Annotated in this window: 14 protein-coding genes and 1 pseudogene; 1 reads left to right on the top strand and 14 read right to left on the bottom strand. The window is 57.7% G+C overall.

Features of this window, described 5'->3' with window-relative positions:
* Positions 1-5 precede the first annotated feature (5 nt).
* From AC27HQ_RS11420 to AC27HQ_RS11400, 5 genes are all read right to left on the bottom strand, one after another.
* Complete coding sequence (locus AC27HQ_RS11420; protein WP_487156292.1) at positions 6-767, bottom strand: ABC transporter permease; 762 nt, start codon at positions 765-767, stop codon at positions 6-8.
* Positions 764-1,729, bottom strand: a complete 966-nt coding sequence (locus AC27HQ_RS11415; protein WP_487156291.1) for an ABC transporter ATP-binding protein — start codon at positions 1,727-1,729, stop codon at positions 764-766. The genes AC27HQ_RS11420 and AC27HQ_RS11415 overlap by 4 nt, the downstream gene beginning before the upstream one ends.
* Before the next feature lie 141 nt (positions 1,730-1,870).
* Positions 1,871-2,410, bottom strand: coding sequence for a hypothetical protein (locus tag AC27HQ_RS11410; RefSeq protein WP_487156290.1), 540 nt, complete (start codon positions 2,408-2,410; stop codon positions 1,871-1,873).
* 101 nt (positions 2,411-2,511) lie between these two features.
* Positions 2,512-3,447, bottom strand: a complete 936-nt coding sequence (locus AC27HQ_RS11405) for a glutathione S-transferase family protein (RefSeq protein ID WP_487156289.1) — start codon at positions 3,445-3,447, stop codon at positions 2,512-2,514.
* Positions 3,448-3,461: 14 nt separating this feature from the next.
* Positions 3,462-3,824, bottom strand: a complete 363-nt coding sequence (locus AC27HQ_RS11400; RefSeq protein ID WP_487156288.1) for a GIY-YIG nuclease family protein — start codon at positions 3,822-3,824, stop codon at positions 3,462-3,464.
* A 28-nt stretch (positions 3,825-3,852) separates the two neighbouring features.
* Here AC27HQ_RS11400 and AC27HQ_RS11395 point away from each other — a divergent pair, with 28 nt between their 5' ends.
* The gene (locus tag AC27HQ_RS11395) at positions 3,853-4,341 is read left to right on the top strand and encodes an asparaginase domain-containing protein (RefSeq protein WP_487156287.1); all 489 of its coding nucleotides are present in this window, start codon (positions 3,853-3,855) and stop codon (positions 4,339-4,341) included.
* Positions 4,342-4,494: 153 nt separating this feature from the next.
* On the opposite strand, the pseudogene AC27HQ_RS11390 reads toward AC27HQ_RS11395, so the two are convergent.
* The 9 genes and pseudogenes from AC27HQ_RS11390 to rng form a co-directional block, all read right to left on the bottom strand.
* Positions 4,495-4,746, bottom strand: a pseudogene (locus AC27HQ_RS11390) (metallopeptidase TldD-related protein); the annotation flags it as partial.
* Between the two features lie 156 nt (positions 4,747-4,902).
* The gene (locus AC27HQ_RS11385) at positions 4,903-6,036 is read right to left on the bottom strand and encodes a hypothetical protein (protein WP_487156286.1); all 1,134 of its coding nucleotides are present in this window, start codon (positions 6,034-6,036) and stop codon (positions 4,903-4,905) included.
* Positions 6,029-9,562: a toxin VasX gene (locus tag AC27HQ_RS11380; RefSeq protein ID WP_487156285.1), complete on the bottom strand. Its 3,534-nt coding sequence runs from the start codon at positions 9,560-9,562 to the stop codon at positions 6,029-6,031. Before AC27HQ_RS11380 ends, AC27HQ_RS11385 begins: the two co-directional genes overlap by 8 nt.
* Complete coding sequence (locus AC27HQ_RS11375) at positions 9,559-10,437, bottom strand: DUF4123 domain-containing protein (protein ID WP_487156284.1); 879 nt, start codon at positions 10,435-10,437, stop codon at positions 9,559-9,561. The genes AC27HQ_RS11380 and AC27HQ_RS11375 overlap by 4 nt, the downstream gene beginning before the upstream one ends.
* Complete coding sequence (locus AC27HQ_RS11370) at positions 10,430-12,508, bottom strand: type VI secretion system Vgr family protein (protein WP_487156283.1); 2,079 nt, start codon at positions 12,506-12,508, stop codon at positions 10,430-10,432. Before AC27HQ_RS11370 ends, AC27HQ_RS11375 begins: the two co-directional genes overlap by 8 nt.
* A 357-nt stretch (positions 12,509-12,865) precedes the next feature.
* Positions 12,866-14,308: a metalloprotease TldD gene (tldD, locus tag AC27HQ_RS11365; RefSeq protein WP_487156282.1), complete on the bottom strand. Its 1,443-nt coding sequence runs from the start codon at positions 14,306-14,308 to the stop codon at positions 12,866-12,868.
* The gene (locus AC27HQ_RS11360) at positions 14,305-15,159 is read right to left on the bottom strand and encodes a carbon-nitrogen hydrolase family protein (RefSeq protein WP_487156281.1); all 855 of its coding nucleotides are present in this window, start codon (positions 15,157-15,159) and stop codon (positions 14,305-14,307) included. The genes tldD and AC27HQ_RS11360 overlap by 4 nt, the downstream gene beginning before the upstream one ends.
* A 1-nt stretch (position 15,160) precedes the next feature.
* Positions 15,161-19,012 carry a YhdP family protein gene (locus AC27HQ_RS11355; protein WP_487156280.1) on the bottom strand — a complete coding sequence of 1,284 codons (3,852 nt, stop codon included), beginning with the start codon at positions 19,010-19,012 and terminating at the stop codon, positions 15,161-15,163.
* Positions 19,013-19,026: 14 nt separating this feature from the next.
* On the bottom strand, positions 19,027-20,484 hold the full coding sequence (gene rng, locus AC27HQ_RS11350; RefSeq protein WP_487156279.1) for a ribonuclease G: 1,458 nt from the start codon (positions 20,482-20,484) through the stop codon (positions 19,027-19,029).
* Positions 20,485-20,565 lie beyond the last annotated feature (81 nt).

The following is a 20,565-nucleotide window of genomic DNA, read 5'->3' as shown; positions in this document are numbered from 1 at the left end:
CTCGCTCAGGGCTTGATCCGATAGCCGGTACGGAATATCCACCAGACCATGGCCAGACACAGGGCCAAAAACACCAATGTCATGCCAACGCTGACCGCAATGTGCACATCGGCCACACCGTAAAAGCTCCAGCGGAATCCGCTGATCAGGTAGACCACCGGATTGAACAGACTGACATTCTGCCAGAACGGCGGCAACATGCTGATGGAATAGAAGCTCCCACCCAGAAAGGTCAACGGCGTGACAATCATCAGGGGAATGATCTGCAGCTTTTCAAAACCATCGGCCCAGATGCCGATAATGAATCCGAACAGACTGAAGGTCACCGCCGTCAGCAGCAAAAACCCGAGCATCCAGAACGGGTGCTGGACCTGATAATCGACAAACAGCCGCGCTGTGAGCAGCACCAGCAAGCCCAGCAGCACTGATTTGGTCGCCGCCGCCCCCACATAGCCGATAACAATCTCGGCCGGTGATACCGGAGCCGACAGTACCTCATAAATGGTCCCGGTAAAGCGCGGCATGTAAATGCCGAAGGACGCATTGCTGATGCTCTCGTTCAACAGCAACAGCATGATCAGGCCGGGAATGATAAAGGCAGCAAAGCCGATACCGTCAATCTCAGCCATGCGCGAACCGATGGCCGCACCAAACACCACAAAGTACAACGAGGTAGAAATCACCGGCGACACTACACTCTGCAACAGGGTACGGCGCATACGCGCCAGCTCAAAGGTGTAGATGGCCCAGAGGGCGTAACCGTTCATACTGTCACCTGCTCAGGCTCAGCATCCGGTCTGGTAGGGTCGCCACCATTGACCAGCTCAACAAAGATATCCTCCAGCGAGCTTTGGCTGGAGTGCAGGTCCTTGAAGTCGATACCCTCTGCTGCCAGCCCGCGCAGCAGACCGGCTATGCCGCTCTGCTCTGACTGGGCATCAAAGGTATAGAGCAGGCAGTGGCCACTGTCGCTCAAGCTCAGATTGAAGTCAGCCAAGGCGGGCGGAATACTCGCCAGCGGCTGCTGCAGACTGATGCTCAACTCCTTGGTCCCGAGCTTGCGCATCAGGCTCAATTTGTCTTCAACCAGAATGATCTCGCCCTGGCGGATCACCCCGATGCGATCAGCCATTTCTTCGGCCTCTTCGATATAGTGCGTGGTGAGGATGATGGTCACGCCACTGTCGCGCAAACGCCGCACCATATTCCACATATCCCGGCGCAGCTCCACATCCACTCCGGCGGTGGGCTCATCAAGAAACAGAATCGCCGGTTCATGGGCCAGCGCCTTGGCGATCAATACCCGTCTTTTCATGCCACCGGACAGGTTCATGATGCGCTCATCACGTTTGTCCCAGAGTGACAGGTCGCGCAGTATGCGTTCCAGATGCGCAGCATCCGGCGCCTTGCCGAAAAGCCCGCGACTCAAGCGCATGGTGGCCAGTACGCTGTCGAACATGTTGTTGGTCAACTCCTGGGGTACCAGGCCGATCAGCTTGCGCGCGGCGCGGTAGTCACGCACCGTATCGTGGCCATCCACCAGCACCCGTCCATGACTGGCATTGACCAGGCCGCAGATGATGCTGATAAGCGTGGTTTTGCCGGCCCCGTTGGGGCCCAGCAAGGCAAGAATCTCACCCCGGTTGATACTCAAGTGAACGTTTTTAAGGGCCTGAAAACCCGATGCATAGGTTTTGCTCAGGCCCTCAACGCTGATAATTGACTCCACGGATTCTCCCGACCAGATCTAGAGGGGCGCCATCACAGTCTGCACTGAGCCCGGGGGCTGAGCGGCTAGCCAGGATGACGCTGAGTACGAGCTGACTACCTTAGCATGTCGGCCCGGATCGCGCTGCCGCGCTCATGCCGATCAGGGCTGGTTCAGTACAACCCTGGCTGGATCATAGGCCTCGGTCGAACAGTTACCCACACGATGCAAGGTGACCGTTGCCAGTTGCACAATCAGCCCGGAGCCGAGAATGTTGTATACCTCGAGCTGGCCATGGGGCGTCGGTCGCGGTGGCTCATTGGCCATGTCTACAAAAGCATCAAAGACCCTGACCTCCTCACGATAATGCCGGGCGCGCTGATGGCAGGTGCCCGTCTCGGGCAGCTTGGCATAGTCGCGATCAATCAGATCCAGCTCAGTCAGATAAGCCGCCTTGCAAGCCGTTATCAGCGACAGAAAACGTGACTGTGCATCGTCGCTCAGGGCGCCCTCATTGGCTTGCGCCCGGGTCTCGGCAAGAAAGGCGTTAAGCGGATCGGCACAGGTCAGATGACTGGTGGTGTCTTGCGGTTCCGCCGGCATGACTGTTTGTGTGGTGGTCACGGGGGTGTCCTGAGCATCGCAGCCGCTGAGCAGAATCAGTGCGATAAAAGCAGCAGTAAGGGTGCGTTCCTTGATCATGCGAGCCTGTCCTCTGGCAATAAAACCCAATGCTAAACGGCGATTACGCTAGACGCCAAAGGCCGCCGCTGACCGGCAGCAGTTGCTGCCGGTCAGCGGGTTCAAGCGCGAACTAGGCGAAAGCCGAAGCGCGGGAAATGCACCTGCAACTGACCTGCGCGGGCATCCTCACGGGCGATGACGATCTCTTCGGCATCTTCATAGACCAAAGAACCCGTCACCGGATCGGTACCATAATCCACGGCACTGACCGTAACCGCTTCATCCATATTCAAGCCTGACGGGCTGGCAAAGTCAGTCGTCGGCATGGATTCCGGCGTACTGTCATGGGCAATGCGGATAGCCTCAGCGGCATCCAGTGCGGTAAACGAGCCGTGACCGATATCGGCCATACGCGCCATCCAGGCCTTGACGGCCGGATAGCCGTCCAGCGCTGAGGCCACAGCCGCATTGCTGGCGACAAACCAGAGCGGATGATAGTGGGCGAAATCGGCAACACAGGCTTCATTGCCGAGCAGGTAATCACCATCACGCTGCAGCTGGGTTTCCAGCCGACTCAGCAAAGCGGGCCACTGTGCCAGCGCCACATCGGTTTCCAGTCTGCTGGCCGTACCACCGCTGAACAGCGCCTTGCGATCGGCCATGAAACCTTTAACCATGGCTTCCGGCGCACCGGCAAACCGGGCTGCCAAGCCGTGGGGCTGGAAGTTGATGGCGACCGCATGCTGGAACAACACCTGATCAGCAAACTGGGCCAGACCGCAAGCCGCCGCCTCACGCCCCTCGGGGAACAGCGCCGGGGTCGCTTTTTCACGTTCAAGACGACGGGCAATCAAGGCGGTATCACAATAGATGTCAGCACCGATCTGCATCACCGGCGTGCGTCGATAGCCACCCGTGAGCGCGGTCAGATCGGGTTTCGGCATGGCCGCCGGAATCATCACCGAATGCCAGGCCAGGCCCTTGAAACCCAGCATCAGTCGGGCCTTTTCGGCAAAGGGTGATTGCGGGTAGTGGTGCAGAATCAGGTCACTCATGGGTCGGTCTCCAGTCAAGGTGGGTTCAGCTTAGTCGCTGCGTGTGGCCCTGCACAGTCATTCGCCAGACGTGATAGGGCATCATTGAACTGACTGATCAGTCGCTCCTTGGCCTTTTTCGTCAGCGCCTTGATCGCCCGCTCCTGGCGCAGCGCGTCGCTGTGATCGGCGCAAAGCTGCTGCCAGACCAGCGCCTGGGCCGGGCTGCGATTGAAAAAGCGCGCGCCCAGGCCGCGCTGATGTTGCAACAGGCGACGCTGTGGGTCGGTACTTATGCCGGTGTACAGATGGCCGTTCTCGGCCCGCACCATATACACCCACCATTGCTGCACCGGAGCGGGTAAAGACGGGCTGTGTTTGGATGAATCTGCGGGCATACTGAGGACTGTTACCAGGGAGTCAGTCATGTTTATACAGATATTTACCACCGGTGGCACCTTCGACAAGCTGTACTTCGATGCCCTGAGCGAATACCAGATCGGTGACCCGATGGTCGGCGAGCTGCTGCAACAGGGCCGGGTAAATGTTGCCTATGCGGTCGAGTCACTGCTGAAAAAGGACAGTCTGGAGCTGACCGATGAAGACCGTGACCTGCTGCACAGCCGCATTGCCGCCTGTGCCCATGAGCATATTCTGATCATCCACGGCACCGATACCATGACCGTCACCGCCGCGGCCCTGGCCGACATTCCGGACAAGGTCATCGTGCTGACCGGCGCCATGCAACCGGCACGTTTCCGCGACTCCGACGCCCTGTTCAACCTGGGCCTGGCCGTCGGCGCCCTGAACATCTGCCCACCCGGCGTCTGGATTGCCATGAGTGGTCAGGTGTTTGCCGCAGATGGGGTGCGCAAGAACAGGATTGCCGGGCGATTTGAGGAAAAGGCGGGTTAAAAGCGCTGAAAGCTGAAGGCTGGAAGCCGAATACCGAATGAGTTGCTTTTTTCTTGCTGGGACCGCTGGCTAACACAGGCAATCAAAACTCACACCGGATATTCAACTTTCAGCCTTAAGCCTTAAGCCTTAAGCAACAAACCTAACACCCTCTCAGCCGGTACCACCAACGGTAATCTGATCAATCTTCAAGGTCGGCTGACCGACGCCTACCGGCACTGACTGTCCGTCCTTGCCGCAGGTGCCTACGCCGCTGTCGAGCTGCAGATCGTGGCCGACCATGGAGACGCGGTTCATAACCTCCGGACCGTTGCCGATCAGGGTTGCGCCTTTGACCGGGGCGGTGATCTTGCCGTCTTCGATCAGGTAGGCCTCGCTGGTGGAGAAGACGAACTTGCCACCAGAGAACACGGGGTCAGGTCTTGCTTTTAGAGAACACGGGGTCAGGTCTTGCTTTTTGCCTACAGCTCTTCAGCAGAGAGGCAAACGGCAAGACCTGACCCCTAAAAGTGCTGCAGTGATGCCGTGTTGCTTCACACTCGCCAACAATAAGGCAGGTTTTCAGTTGAGTTCATCCCCCACCTCCTGTCTGGCCTGAGTGAAAACTGTGGCAATAGGCGCTTGTTGCTTCTTCGACCAGATTCGTTTTACCGCCGCGCTCTGGCGCTTCAGCAGTTCACTGGGCTTGGCCCATTGGTCTTCAGGTAAAGGTTCTGACCACGCTGCCATCTTTTTTGGAATAGAAGTCTGGGGGCGACGCTGCAGCCAGAGTGCTTCACGTTGTGCGATAAAGGCGGGCAAGGTCCATAGCGTCATGACGTGGTACAGATACCAGCCAAATATCATCCAGAGGCCTACCTCGCCTTCGCGATAGCGCCGATGCAGCCGACGTCGGGCATTGCGGAAGGTGTGCAGTCCTTCATAGGGCGGATCGCCGGGTTCATGCAGCTCATCGTCAACGTGGATGTCTTCGAGGCTGTGCACCTCGTATTCCATATAGGCCCGTATGGCTTCCCAAGTGCTGATGGCCAGGGGGATGGCAGGGGTAGGGTACTCAAGAATGCAGTCGCGACCACTAGCCTTATCGTGAAAGCCAATACCAAGTGCGTACTGCCGCTGTACACCGTATTGGGTCACTCCTTGCGATTCGGTGGTCCAGACGGACAGTGACTCCCAGGGCACGATATAAGCTTTGCTGCCGCCTTCGGGCACAAAGCACACTTCTCGGCGCTGTCGATTGAAGCGGGGGGCTATAAGATCTTGCTCTTTAGTGCGGCTATAATACCAAGTGCATACAGTGATCAGAGAGATAATAGTGCTGCCTAAAGAGGCCACCCCAAGAAATCCGATGTGAGTATTGTAAAAGAAGTCTTTGGCGTCGAACCAAGTGCCACCTAGCAACAACGTACCAGCACCAGCAATTAAAGGAAGTATCAATATAAATAGTATAAATACAGTAAAAGGCCCTCCTAGAATCACCTCCCATGAGGATACGGTTGCTCTTCCTGAGCCATAGACCAGATACGTGTCATTTAGCACTCCGACGACCTGTTGATAATCTGTGGCGGGATGCTGGGTTGGCAGGGCCAACGGCGCAAGATAGGTTATAACACCCGACGGAAAGGGCTGTTTATCTCCGGCTTTGGGGTTATGTTTGAGATATTCGCGCGGAGCCGGGTTTTTACGCTTAGTCATCGCTGGCCTGTTGTGTCAGAAAATGCGGATCCAGAACCATGCTGGGAGCAGGTGCGCCACTAAAGCGCTGTTCAGTGGTGGGGTAGACGCCTTCTCTTTGGGTTCTGATACGAATGCTATGCTCTTGCGAATTGTAATGACCTTCCTGGTCAAGAATCTCAATACGCACGACCAGTAGCAGGTCGAGTTTGGCACTGCTTTCCGGAAAGGCAGGACTGGATATCTTCAACTGTAACGGCCCTGCACCATTCATCGCGGTATTCACTATCAGGTCTTCGCTGATGGGTTGCCAGCGTTCAACGTTCCTTCGACCCTCCTTGCGGATCTGGTAGCCCGCCAAGGACAGTTGAACCGGCGCAGGGGTGCCCACGGGGGCAACTAGGTCTGAGCGACTCAGCCCAGGCAATTGAATAGCCACTTCAACTCCCTGATACGCGCCGAGCGAGCTACTTACCCAGTTACCCTGTCTGATGTGGCGCAGTTGAGCAACTGGCGTGTGCAGGATAGATTGAAGTTGATCCTGGTAATCTGTCAGAGAGAGATTGCCGCGTTTGTCAGCATCACGGCTCCATGGCGTTGCGTGCAACCAGGCATCATGGCGGCTGAGATTGTGCCTGTTATACCACCAGGTACCGCTCAGTTCGATTACAGTAAAGAGTGCACCTGCAAGGTTGAAACGGAAAAAGACCGTTGATAGGCGCGGGCCGGCAACTGCCCAAGAACTACCACGCATCACTGATATGCCTGTATGAGTCGTGTGGAACAGCCCGTAACCACTAGCACCTGTCATTCCAAGGGCACCAAACATTGCAGTAGAGGCTCCATTTTGCGCCGTACTGTTGCCTGATTTAACTGCCGCTATCCAGTTGGCACGATGGTTCCCGAAGGAGTTCAATGCAGTAATTAACATCGCGCCGTAACCCGCTAAACCCAACCGCACATGAAGCTTGCCCATCAGAATATGCACGTCTTTCAATGCATAGTTTTTTAAACTGCTTTGCAATGTTGTGCTTCTTGCATTGAGTGCAGTATCTGTAATTGCCTGAACGGCCATAAACCCGGCGGCAGCGGTTGAGGCCAAAGCCTCTTTGAAATCTGACCAGTCTCTGCTCTCGGCGCTCTGAGAAATTGTTTCGCGCCAAACATGCACCAAGTTGACAGCCTGAACGATGGCAATCAGTAATCCTGCCCCATCACCCAGCATGCCCACAGCGGGGGCTTGTAGATACCCCGTTTTCAAATTGCGCCAGATGCTGGTTGCTACACGGTGCTGGGCATCTGGAAATACTAAGCTGAGGCCTGGGTATCCAGCGCTGGCTACACTTAGGCGTAAGCTTGAATTGGAGATCTTGGAAATAGGGTTTAGGCGTTCGAAGAGCTTGTTCTCAGCTGCACGCCGCATATTGCGTGCCTCTTTGAACTCTGCCAATGCTTGCTTGGCTGCCGGAGACTTGTGGCCGGAATTCGTTTTGGCATCGTCATGCCTTTTGCGTAGTCTGGTCTGCTCAGCCTGAGCTTCAAAAACATCAGAGATCTCTTGCCGCAGCGCTGTCAAATCGTCAGCGTCGGCTACAGTGAAGGTCACACCTTCAACCCGTGCAGCATCAAACATGCGCCTGACATTAGGGCTAGATAGACCAGAAAACAGCTCTTCCATAGAGGGAATCTGTTCTAGACGGGTTGCTTGCAATGCCTGGCTCAGCGCACGGGAAAATCCGTGTGCCAGGGCTGGACTCAAGGTTTGATGAGCACTTTGACCAAGTACGCGGGAACTTTCTGGTAGCTCATCCAGGGCTGGTAGGAAAGGCTTTTCAATATCGCGTAATTTGTTCACCCAGGCTGAAGTATTGGTGACCAAATTGTATGCGGCGCCGTTCAGGCTAGCTAACTGATTACTCAGCTCAATCTGGGTGCTGAGGGGGAGCGTGAAAAACAATGGCCGATCATAGTCAGGGTTCTGCTCAAGCCAGTTGTGAATAACTTCAATGGCATGATCGCTGCGGCAAATATCTTTCAAACATCCGTATTGAGCACTGAAAGCCAGCCCAATTTGCTGGGCTTGGGTGCTGTCGTAGTACCAGGCAGCAAGATGGAAGCGATTGTTGGTGATCATTTGCAGACGATCAGCGGTAATGGCATCCAGCAGTTCATTCCAGCGCTTGAGATTAGCGCGATCACGCTCAAGCGCGGCGTCCATTGCTGGCCTGTCAATAAGGTCATTGATGCCGCGTTGACCCAAGTCGACACCGGTAAGTACGCCTTTAACACGTTTATTATGGTCGCGTTTGACGCGAATTATGGCGGGCCTGTGGCGCTCAACGAACAGTGGATCGGCGTTCGCCATGCACTGATTGAAGTAATAATCCTCAATCGCTGCCTCGGCCCGTGCAACAATCCTGATGCCATTTGATGAGTTGAGCTCACTGTAAATCCCGTCAATTCTGCGTTTAAGCTCAGCAGGGTGAGAGGGATCATCTATTCTGGGTAAATGGCCCTGGCTGCTGCCCACGTTAAGCCAGTCAATCAAGCTTTGTCGCGTTTGTTCCTGCTGGGGCTCAGGAAGCTTCTCAAGGTCTTCGAACATGGCTTGAATATCAGGCTGTTCGGTAAACTCAGCTACCTGCTCCAATCCTTGGTCGGTCATTAGCGACAGTGATTCGATGTAACACGCGATCATATAGTCGCGTTCATTGGCCCCAGGTTGTGCGCCGCCGTTTGCCCAGTCGTCGATCCAGCTCACTACCTGATCCTGAAAGTTAGCCAGATCGCGCATTACTCCAATATCATCCCTGATAACCAGGCACAGTGCGTCGTCCTGGTATTCGGGTATAACCTGATTCTTCAGAGCATCAATGGTTGTGCCTTTGAACAGGCTTGGTGTTTCCCAAACGTACTGCAGTGTTTCATCTGGGTATGCCCCTTCGGGTAGCGCTGGCCTTGCTACTGCTTGCTTGCCCTCAGCGATTTCTGCCAACCAGCGCTCGGTCTGTTGCCAGGTCAGTAGATGGGCGCTGCCGGTAGCGGGGTTTGCGCTACCTGGATTGACCTGCTGCATAAAGTGATTGCGCTCTTCTGCGCGGCCCAGAACTTGTGAGCATTTGGCGGCAGTCCATTGCACCTCCGAGTAAGCCACATACAGCGTACTTTGACGCGGAAACACCAGCTTGGCTGGCCCAATATTGGTTATGCGACTATTGGAGCTGACCTCGGCATCTTGCCATAACAACTTACTCAGGTTTCCTCCGACGATTTCATACTCATGGAGATAACCGGTTTGTTCTTCGATGATGTACAGGAATCCATTGCGTAGCATCCGCACACCCAAAGGTCGTGATTGCAGACGAAAGGGCATTGCCAGTTCACTGCTCGGGTCAAGGTATTCGACCAGACCATAACGCAAGGGAACCAGTTGCAGTTTCAGCTTCATGAGTGGGCATGCAGCCGTTGCTGCTCGGCTGTCGGTGAAGCTCCGTGCGCCCGCAGCTTCATTGGCTTGACTTTGACGGGGTGGTTGCTGTGCTGTCATGCGGGATTCCTTTCCAGCAGGGCCATTCTCGATTCTGCAAGGTTGGCGGCTTGTTCAATGCGTTGTGAGGGTGATTGCTGGCTGGGTTTGGTCACAAGCGCGGCAATGTCAGGATGGTGATCCAGAGCGTCTTGCCCCAGGAAGCCAAAGACATTGGCATACAGTGCAATATCGCGCTCGCTGGTAAAGCCGGCTTGGTAGGCCCGGTTTGCCAGGTCGTACATTGATTTCCATTGTTGCGCATCAGGTATTGCCGATAGAAAGTCAGGAAAGTGTTTGTGCATATGGCTTTTCAGCCAGCTCACTGTCTGCCGGAAATCAACTTCGCCCAATGCGTCCAGCTCAGACTCACTTAACCGATATGGTATTTTGCTTAACGCTGCTTCTTCACCCGGTCTCTGATGGAAGTGCCAAGCTTGATTAATTGCATCATGCACATGGAGTTGCTCAATGGGCCCAAACAACGCGGCATTTTTATTCTCGTTGGCGAGTCCGAACAAAGCATGCGCTACGGCAGGGTCGGCCAGGCGCAGCAACATGGCTTTGCCCAGAGGATGCTCGACGCTGATCAACTTGCGAAGGTGATCGGTTATTTCGTGGCTTTGTTTTGAACTGAATATCAGGTATCCCCATTCTTCCGCCTGGTGCGCGAGAAACTCAGCAAGAACAGGATCACTCGCGTTTTTCAGCTTGATCAGGTGGGGTGATACATCGCTCAACTCGGCCCAGGGTGTTTGCAGATAAAGGACTTCGATCTCGGGTGAGTCGGACCATTCGTAGAGTTTTCTTGGCAGAGCCTCAACACTGATTCCATCAAGAAGAAGAAAGCAGTTCATATGCCATGGCAGGCTGTGCAGCGCTAAATCGTCAGGCATCGGTAGCACCTTCATTTTCAGCCTCACATATGGTGCATAGAGGTTTCTTCTGCATAAGTGCCTGTCTCTGATTTACAACCAACAGGTTGCCCGCCTCATCACTATCAGCCGCCAACACATCCCCCGGCAGCGCCGGCCTGGCCCCTGCCCCTCTGCCAGGCGAGCCACCCGAATTGATCTTGATATTGGGTCCGCTGAGGGTTACGCCGCTGGGGTCGAGTTTGAGGAAGGAACCGCCGCCCTTGGCGGTGAGTTCCATGCCTGCGTCGATAACAACCTTGTGGCCGGCGTAGTAGTGAATTTCGTTGCCCGACTCAATGAACTGGCCGGTACCCAGTTTGACGTGCTGACTGGTGCCCACCGTCAGATGGTCATTGGCCTTGATCTCGGTTTTGCGCTCGGCGTGGGTAGTGTGGTGTTCCTCGGCCATGAATTCCGAGTAGCTGTTGGCCTCCACCCGGTCATGGCGTTCGTTGCCGACGCGGATGGTCTGGTCGTGCTCGATGTTCTCGTCCCAGTCGCGCTGGGCGTGCAGGTAGATCTGTTCTTCGCCTTGCTTGTCTTCAATCCGCAGTTCGTTGTAGCCACCGCCACCACCGGGGGCGCTGCTCAGTGTCTTGAACACGCTGCGGGTTTTGTGTGCCGGTAGCTCGTAAGGGGTGGGGTGGCCCTTGTGGTACAGGCAGCCGGTAACCAGCGGTTGATCCGGGTCGCCTTCGAGGAAGGTGATCAGCACTTCCATGCCTATTCTTGGAATGGCGATACCGCCGTATTGATTACCGGCCCAGCTGGATGAGACACGCAACCAGCAACTGGTCTGCTCATCGGCCTGACCTTCTCGGTCCCAATGGAATTGCACCTTGATACGGCCGTATTGGTCGCAGTGAATCTCTTCGCCAGCCGGGCCAGTGACCACCGCCGTCTGGCTGCCGAGGACCTTGGATTTGGGGTGGGCCAGTTGTGGTCTGAACGGTACATCCCAGGGGGTGGCGGTGAACTGGTTGCGGTAGCCCTGGGTAAAACCGTCTTCGGCTCTGACGTCGCTGGTGACGGATTCTTCCAGCACCTGGGGCTGTTTGCCCTCGTGGCGGATGCCGGTAATCAGCCACAGGTCGTTCCAGTCGGCTCTGGGGTGGTCGGACAGGGTCAGGAAATGGCCAGTGATCAGGCTGGGCACATCACTCTTGCCTTCAGCCAGGCGGTAGTCACTGCGGTGCCGCTCTAGTGTGCGCTTGGCCAGCTGTTTGCCGCGGGCGCGTTCTGTAAACAGGCCGGGGTAGTCGTAGTCTTCCAGGTCCGGCAGTGGCGGTGGCGGCTCTTCCCCCTCAATCGGCTGTTCGGCCTGGTGGGCGGCCTCCATCAGCAGATGGGGCTTTTCAAAGTCGTAGTCGCGGCGAGTCACGCGGCTGGGCCGGGTCTCCATGCGCAGGGCAAAGCGTTTGATCACCTGCTCATCGGCGACCAGGCCGCTGTCCTGGGTATAGGCGGTGGGTCGGGTCAGGCGTGGGAAGCTGGTCTGGTCATCGCCAAACACCAGCAGATGGTTATCGGTTGTGTGTTCAAAGTGGTAGTGAATACCTTCCTCTTCGCACAATCTCTGGACAAAGTGCAGGTCGGTCTCGTCGTACTGGGTGCAGTAGTCCCGGGGCGCATAGTCGCTGTTCAGCTGAAAGCGATAGGCATCGGACTGCATGCCGTGATCAGCCAAAACCTGAGCAATGATCTCGGGTACGCTCAGGTGCTGGAAAATACGTTGGTTGGTGCGCAGGCCCAGGTAGAACAGGTGCGGCACCAGACGCAGGTGATAACGGGTCAGGCGCTTGCCGGCATCGCCCTGGGCGACGTGGTGAATCAGGCCGTGGATGCCCTTGTCCTGCCCGGCAAAGCTGAGAAAGGCCGGTTGCTGCAACAGGGTTTCGATATCCAGATCCGGGCGTTCGCTGACCAGGACCAGCTCGAAGCGGTAAGGCTGGCTGATCTGCTCGACGCCGTCGAAGGACAGGACCTTGAAGTCGTGGCTGATGCCGGGGATAGCGAGGGTGAAGTCGGCCTGATTGGCTGGGGCGAACATCCAATGTTCCTTATCGTCCAAGAGGGACCGGATTGTCGCAGATTTTGCTGACGGGGAAGTGTGAATCCGTAGACAAAAATGAACAGGCACTTGGCCATTCGTCGAACAATAAAATAGCTATTAAATTCAAAGGGCTAAGTGCGCAAGAAGTTGCGCACTTGATATGTTCATACGACACGAAAAAAAGGGCTGAAAGCAAAAAGCTACAAGCCAAGCGCGCGGGAGCAAAATCTTGCGGCCGCTAAGGCCCAAAGAGTTAGCTTGAAGGTAGACTCAAACAGTCATACCCATGCTTATGGCTTATGGCTTGCCACTTGTAGCTTGTGGCTTGCCGCTGACAGGCTGAGAACTTCGCGCTCAGCCTGTCCCCCCCACCGTAATCTGATCAATCTTCAAGGTCGGCTGACCGACGCCTACCGGCACTGACTGTCCGTCCTTGCCGCAGGTGCCTACGCCGCTGTCGAGCTGCAGATCGTGGCCGACCATGGAGACGCGGTTCATAACCTCCGGACCGTTGCCGATCAGGGTTGCGCCTTTGACCGGGGCGGTGATCTTGCCGTCTTCGATCAGGTAGGCCTCGCTGGTGGAGAACACGAACTTGCCACTGGTGATGTCCACCTGACCGCCACCCAGGTTGGCACAGTAGATGCCTTTCTTGACCGAGCGGATAATCTCTTCAGGATCACTTTCCCCGGCCAGCATGTAGGTATTGGTCATACGTGGCATGGGTAGATGGGCATAGGACTCGCGCCGGCCATTACCCGTGGCCGGCACGCCCATCAGGCGGGCGTTGTGCTTGTCCTGCATGTAGCCACGCAAAATGCCGTTTTCGATCAGGGTGGTGCAGTGGGTCTGCTGACCTTCATCGTCCATGCTCAGTGAGCCACGGCGCCCCGGCAGGGTGCCGTCATCGACGATGGTACAGAGTGGTGATGCCACCTGCTCGCCGATCCGTCCACTATAGGCCGAGCTGCCCTTACGGTTGAAATCGCCCTCCAGGCCATGGCCGACTGCCTCATGCAGTAGCACACCGGACCAACCCGGGCCCATGACCACCGGCATGCTGCCAGCGGGCGCCGCCACTGCTTCAAGGTTGACGGTGGCCTGGCGCACGGCCTCGCGAGCATAGCCCATGGCGCGCTCTTCAGCCTCGAAGAACAGGTAATCGGTACGACCGCCACCGCCAAAGCTGCCGCGCTCACGACGACCGTTATGCTCGATGATCACGCTGACATTCAGACGCACCAGCGGGCGAATATCCCCCGCCCAGGTACCGTCACTGGCGGCGACCAGGATAGTGTCATGCACGCCTCCCAGGTTGACGCTGACCTGGGTGATGCGCGGATCCAGGCTGCGGGTGTAGGCATCCAGACGCTTCAGAAAAGCAACCTTGTGTTCCTGTGGCATGACCTCCAGCGGGTTCTCCGCGCGGTACAGGGCTGGCGCCGCGCCGCGCTCCCAGGCCTGCACGCTGCCGGCCTGACCGGCGCGGGCAATCGAACGCGCGGCGCCGGCCGCCTGCGTCAGGGCGGGCAGACGAATATCGTTGCTGTAGGCAAAACCGGTCTTCTCGCCGGACAGGGCACGCACACCCACGCCCTGATCGACATTGAAGCTGCCCTCTTTGACTATGCCGTCTTCCAGCGACCAGCTTTCACTGATCTGATGCTGAAAATACAGGTCGGCGGCATCCACGCCCGGGGTCGACATCAGTTGGCCGAGAATACTGGCGATGCTGTCGGGGCTCAGTTCAGCCGGCAGCAACAGCTGGTCTTCTACGTGAGCAAGTGCGTGGGTCATGATTCATTACTCCTGGCAGCCGGGACAAGGGTGTCGGCCGGCGCAAAACGGCGGTGCTGGGCAACCGGCATGGCGCGGCGCACAGACTGGATTTTCTCGGCGTTGATCACGCCACTGACGACGCCTGCTCCGATCGGCAGGCAGGCCTGAACATCACCCCAGGGGTCGATCAGGCAGCTATGCCCAAAGGTCTCACGGCCATTGGCATGCTGCCCACCCTGATTGGCCGCCAGTATGTAACACTGGGTTTCGATGGCCCGGGCACGCAGCAATACCTCCCAGTGCGCCGCGCCGGTCACCGCAGTAAAGGCCGACGGCACCACAATCAGATCAGCGCCAGCCCGACTCAGGGCCAGAAAAAGCTCGGCAAAGCGCAGATCATAGCAGATGGTCAGCCCGACACGGCCTACCGGTGTTTCGATGCACACCACTTCGTTGCCAAAGTCATAATCCTTGGACTCACGGTAGCTGCGCTGATTGTCTGCAACCTCCACATCAAACAGGTGCAGCTTGTCGTAACGTGCTACTTCAACACCCTGATCATCCAGCACCAGACAACTGGCCATGGCCTTGCCGCCAGCCTTGCGCGGTAAGGGAATGCTGCCGCCAATCAGCCAGATACCCTGCTGGCGCGCCTGCTCAGCAAGAAACCGTCGGATCGGGCCCTGCTTGCTGAACTCAGCCGCTGCCACCGGTTGCATCTGTGGCGGACCAAACAGGGCAAAACATTCCGGCAACAGCACCAACCGAGCGCCTGCTGCTGCAGCCTGAGCAATCAAGTCCGCAGCCTGATGCAGATTGCTCTGGATATCCGGCCCGCTGATCATCTGAATCGCTGCCACCTGCTGCATCTCAGTTCTCCTCCAGCGCGGCCTTGCTGTCAAAGGCGCGATCAAATTCGATATTGGGCTGCTGCCAGTCACCACTGATCTTGTATTTGACCGAGGCAAATCGGGCGACCCGGTCACCGAGAATCTTGTCGGCGATAAATAGAGCGCCGCCAATGTAGGGCGCACCGGCGATAATCGCCGCCAGCGGCAGGTTGTTGGTCACCGGCAGGGTCACCAGCATGCCCATATCCACCTGATTGGTCGGCAGATTCAGACTCCCTTCCAGCTGTAGTTTGGCACCAGGACCGTCCATCACCAGCGGATTCTGGGTCTGCATCACACCCTCGGTGAAGCGCAGGCTACCGGCCAGACTGTCATAGGCGGTACCACGACCGAACAGATCACTGAAATCCAGACGCAGGCGACGGGTCAGCGCGTTGAAATTCAGCAGACCAAAGACCCGCAGGGCATCGGCAGAACCTTCGCCGCTTTGCAGCGCGCCGTCACTGGCAACCAGTTGAAGCTCACCGGAGCTGCGGCTCAGTGCAAAGAACGCCGGTGAACCTGGCCATTGCAGGTTCACATCGGTATTGAAGCGACTGCTGGTCAAGGTTGGCGCAAAGCCCCAGGCCTTGAGCACATCACCAATGTCAGCGGTCTGTACCTGGCCGCTGAAACGACTGCCCCGCTCCAGACTGGCCCAAGTCAGGTCCCCGCTCAGTTGCAGGCCGCGCAGGTCGGCTTGCAACGCCTCGGCACGCAGACCCTCCGCGTCGGTCCTGAGATTGAAGCTGACGGCGCCAACCGGCTCTGTCCCCCAGTACAGCTGATCGATATTGACATCGGCTGACGGCAGGGTTTCCGGACGCACCTGACGCAATGGGTCCTCAGGCAAGAGGGGCTCGATGACTGCCTCCTCCGCCACCGGCTGTTCTGGCTTGTTCAGATGCAGGCGCTGCAGATTGACCGTCATGCTGGCGCCCACGGCATCGGGCAGAACCACCTGACCGCGAATTCTGCTCTGATCCAGATCGAGCAACCAGCCCTGATCGGTACGAATGGCGCTCAGTCCGAGGTCATCCAGCTCCTGACCCAGACCACTGAAACGTGCTGCCCGCACATCCAGACTGTGCAGCCATTGCCCGGTAGGCGGCGCAGTGGGCGCGGCGGAATCACTTGCCGAGCGGCCTGGCAATGCGCGCAGCAAGGCCTGCCAGGTTGGCAGGTCGAAATGTTCAAATTGAGCCTGGACGGTCAGCCCCTCGACCTCGGTTACTTGTGGCGCGCCGCTGGCCAACCGGATATCCCCCTGCCATTGGGCTGCCGATTGCGTGATCTGGCCACGCAGATCCGGGCCGAGATTGAAACGCCAGTTCCGCCGATCACCCTGCTGGGTCAGCATCAAACGGCTCGGCCAGCGGCTGCCCGCGGCTTTGGCCAGGCGACCCGGCAAGGCCAGGCTGACACCCTGCAACTCACTGCTGACCTGCAAGCGCATTTCACCGGGCAGAAGCTGGAGATCCGATTGCCAGACCAGATCCCCCTGAAGCAGTCCGTCTGGCCAGGCCGACAGCAATGACCAATTGCGCAGACTGCTGACCGGGTGCACCCCTTCCAGGCGAATGCCCTGAGCGCCCTGCTGTTGCGCAGCGCTGGCGGTCACCGGTTGGCCGAGAAAGCGCATGCTGACCTGCTCGGCACTCAGGCCCGACGCCAGATCAAAGGCAAAGCGCCCCTGGATGGCCTCCAGCGGGCTCTGCAACTGCGGAATGTCCAGTCGGGATACATCCGCCTGCCAATCAACTCGCACGTCCGGGCGGGAACCGGCCTGCAAGGGCAGGATGATCGCCAGATCGCCTTGCAGCACACCTTGCCCGCGCCAGCCTGCCAGACTGTTCCTCGAGGCCTGCGCCAGGGACGTCTCCTGCAACAGGGTCAGCGCATTCTCCAGGCTACCGTCAAAGGCAGTCTGCACATGCAGGCGTGAGGGCCGTTCGGGGTCAGGCCGTTCGGTATGAATCTGCACCGTACCCAGGCGGGTATCGAGCATCTGCGCGCTGGCATCCTTGATACTCAGCACTCCACTGTTCAGGTACAGACGCGCCTCCACCTGCTCGATGCGCGGCCATCCTGGCTGCACGTTCAGGCTACCCTGCTGCACCTGCACATAGAGATCGATCTGGCGCTCTTCGGGCGTTGCCCCCTTGAGCAAGGAGCCCTCGTACTTGAATACCGCCAGCGGTACCTGACCCTGTACTTCTGCGTCCGCCAGCCAGTCACTCAGCCGGGCCGGAAAGGCCGGCGCCAAGGTCGGCAAATAAGGGTGGTAGATATCAGCTCGGGTGTCCTGCAGGGACACCTGCAATGACATGGTCGGGACCGCCTCTGGTCCGGGCAGATGCAGATTCAAACGCGCGGCGATCTGACCTTCCACGCCATTGATGCGCATGCCGGGGGCGCTCAGCTGCAAGCCTGCTTCGTGCGACCATTGCCAGAACAACGCACCCTGCACGGCATCATAGCGCCAGGGATCGGGAAACAGATTAGGTAAATGCATACCCCAGTCAGCACTGTTGAGGCGAACGTCTCCAGTCGCAGGCGTGCCCGCTAAACTGCCGCTGATGCCACTGAATCCCGGCACGCCCTTATAAGGCTGGATACCCACATTGTCGAGTCGCGCCTGCAGGGAGAATGCATCCAGGTCCTGCAATTGGCTGCCCGCTTGCAGGTGTACATGGTGCAAATAACCCTGCGGTGCCAGTGTGGCAATAGCCTCACGTACTTGTTCATTGCTCACGCTGGCATGCAACACGTCCGCCAACGGTGCCAGCGGCAGTTTGTCCAGGCGCAGATCCCAATCACCCTCCGTGCCCTCACGGGATAACAACAACCGGGTCTGCGGCCACAGGTGCTCATCAAGTCGCAGGGTCAGACCTTCAACCTGCAGCTGCCTGGCCGGCCAGTTCAAGCTGACATTGGCCAGCAGATCACGGATCTCAGGCAGTGGCTCTACCAGCGTCATCTGCACGTGCGGAGCAATCAGCTGGGCTTGCAGGTGCTGTAACTGTTGCGCATCCCAACGCCCCCAGAAGCGACCTCCAGCGATCACCTGGTCTATATGCGCACGCGCCAGCCAGGCTACTGGCAGGCGCTCAGCCCAATCCAGCGCCGGCAGCTCAAGATAGAAGTCCAGCCCCAGTGACTCCCAGTCACCCGGGGCGCCACTGTTCTGGACCTGCCAACTGATCAGTTGGCCATCGGGCAGACGAACGCGGCCATCCAGGCGCTGGCTATTGGCGCGATTGAGCAGAGTCAACTCACCCTCTTCGAATTGCCACTCGGGCTGCTCAAAGGGACTGATCTTGATGCGGGTATCGAGCAAGGTGATACGGCGCTGATCAAACAGTACCTGCAGCGCGGCATCTCGCCCCTGGCTGCCTGCTTGACGATCACCCAGGCCATAGAGCTGCCAATGACCCTGCTCGTCCTCCACTAGCTCAAGGGTCAGACCGTCGATTTGCAAGGCATCCATGACCAGCCGCTGCTGCCACAGGCTGGCAAAGACATCGATGCGCGCCACCACCGAGTCCAGGGCAAAGAGCACCGGGCTGTTGCTGTCCGCATCGGCGTGCACCTGCAGACCGCGCAAAGCCAGTACCGGTTGCGAGCCCTGCATCTCACCGCTCAGGCCCTCGAGCAGTATGGCCCGACCACTCAGCTCCTCAGCCCAACTCACCAACTCTGATCGGTATTCGGCAACAGCCGGAACAAACTGCCGGCCCAGACTGACATAGGCCGCCGCCAGCAGCAGCCAGATCACCAGCAGGATGATCAGGCTGTCGAGGAGTCGCTTGAGCTGCCGTTGCCAGTTCATGGATCAGGCCGCCATCACATCAGCACCACATCGTACTGTTCCTGGGTGTAGACCGTCTCAACCTGAAAGCGGATCGGCCGCCCGATAAAGAGTTCGAGATCGGCCACATGCCCAGACTCCTCATCCAACAGCCGGTCAATCACCTTTTGCGAGGCCAGCACCATATAGGCGCCCGCCTGATAAGCGCGGGCCTCGCGAAGAATTTCCCGGAAAATTTCATAGCAGACGCTTTCGGGAGTCTTCTGTATGCCGCGACCCGTGCAGCACGGGCAAGGTTCGCAGAGAATCTGTTCGAGGCTTTCACGGGTACGCTTGCGGGTCATCTGCACCAGGCCCAGCTCGGTAATACCAATGATATTGGTCTTGGCATGGTCACGTTCCAGCTGCTTTTCCAGGGTGCGCAGCACCTGACGCTGGTGTTCCTCATCTTCCATATCGATGAAATCGATAATGATGATACCGCCGAGGTTGCGCAGACGCAGTTGCCGGGCAATCGCGGTAGCCGCCTCGAGGTTGGTCTTGAAGATGGTTTCTTCCAGATTGCGGTGACCGACAAACGCGCCGGTATTGACGTCGATGGTGGTCATCGCCTCGGTCTGGTCAATCACCAGGTGCCCACCGGACTTGAGCATGACGCGCCGCTCCATGGCCTTCTGGATTTCATCCTCGACGCCATACAGATCAAAGATCGGCCGCTCACCGGGATAATGCTCCAGATAGCCCTGCACCGCGGGCATCAACTCCTCAACGAACAACTCGATTTTCTGAAAGGTTTCCCGGGAGTCAACGCGGATTTTTTCCGTGCGCGGACTGACCAGGTCGCGCAGCGTGCGCAGCGCCAGGGACAGGTCTTCATAAATGACCGAAGGTGATGCCGCGCTTTGGGTCTGCTGTGATATTTGCAGCCACAGCCGGCGCACGTAGCGGATATCGGCGAGAATATCCTCTTCCCTGGCAGCATCAGCCGCGGTGCGCAGAATAAAACCACCTGCTTCATCAATGCCCTCGGAGGCGATACAGTCGGCCACCAGTTGTTTCAACCGTTCGCGCTCGCTCTCTTCCTCGATTTTCAGCGAGATGCCCACATGCGGGGTACGCGGCATATAGACCAGAAAACGTGAGGGAATCGACAGGTGGGTGGTCAACCGGGCGCCCTTGGTACCTATCGGGTCCTTGGTCACCTGAACCACCAGCGCCTGGCCTTCGTGCAGCAGCGCAGTAATCGGTTCCACCGCGGCGCCCTCGCGCTCGGAGACCTCTGAGGCATGAATAAACGCCGCCCGCTCCAGACCGATATCAACAAAAGCCGCCTGCATACCGGGCAATACCCGAACAACCTTGCCCTTGTAGATGTTACCGACAATGCCGCGGCGCAGCGTGCGCTCAATGTGCACTTCCTGCAGCACACCGTTTTCCACCAGCGCAACGCGGGTTTCCATCGGTGTGATGTTGATCAGAATCTCTTCGCTCATGGGCTCTCCAACGCATTATGGCAGCAGGCACTCGCAAGCGACCTGTTTCTGCTCATCAGAATACCGGAAATCCACATCCCA

This window comes from Halopseudomonas sp. 4NH20-0008 (assembly GCF_057548395.1).
This window is presented reverse-complemented; position numbering and strand designations above follow the sequence as displayed.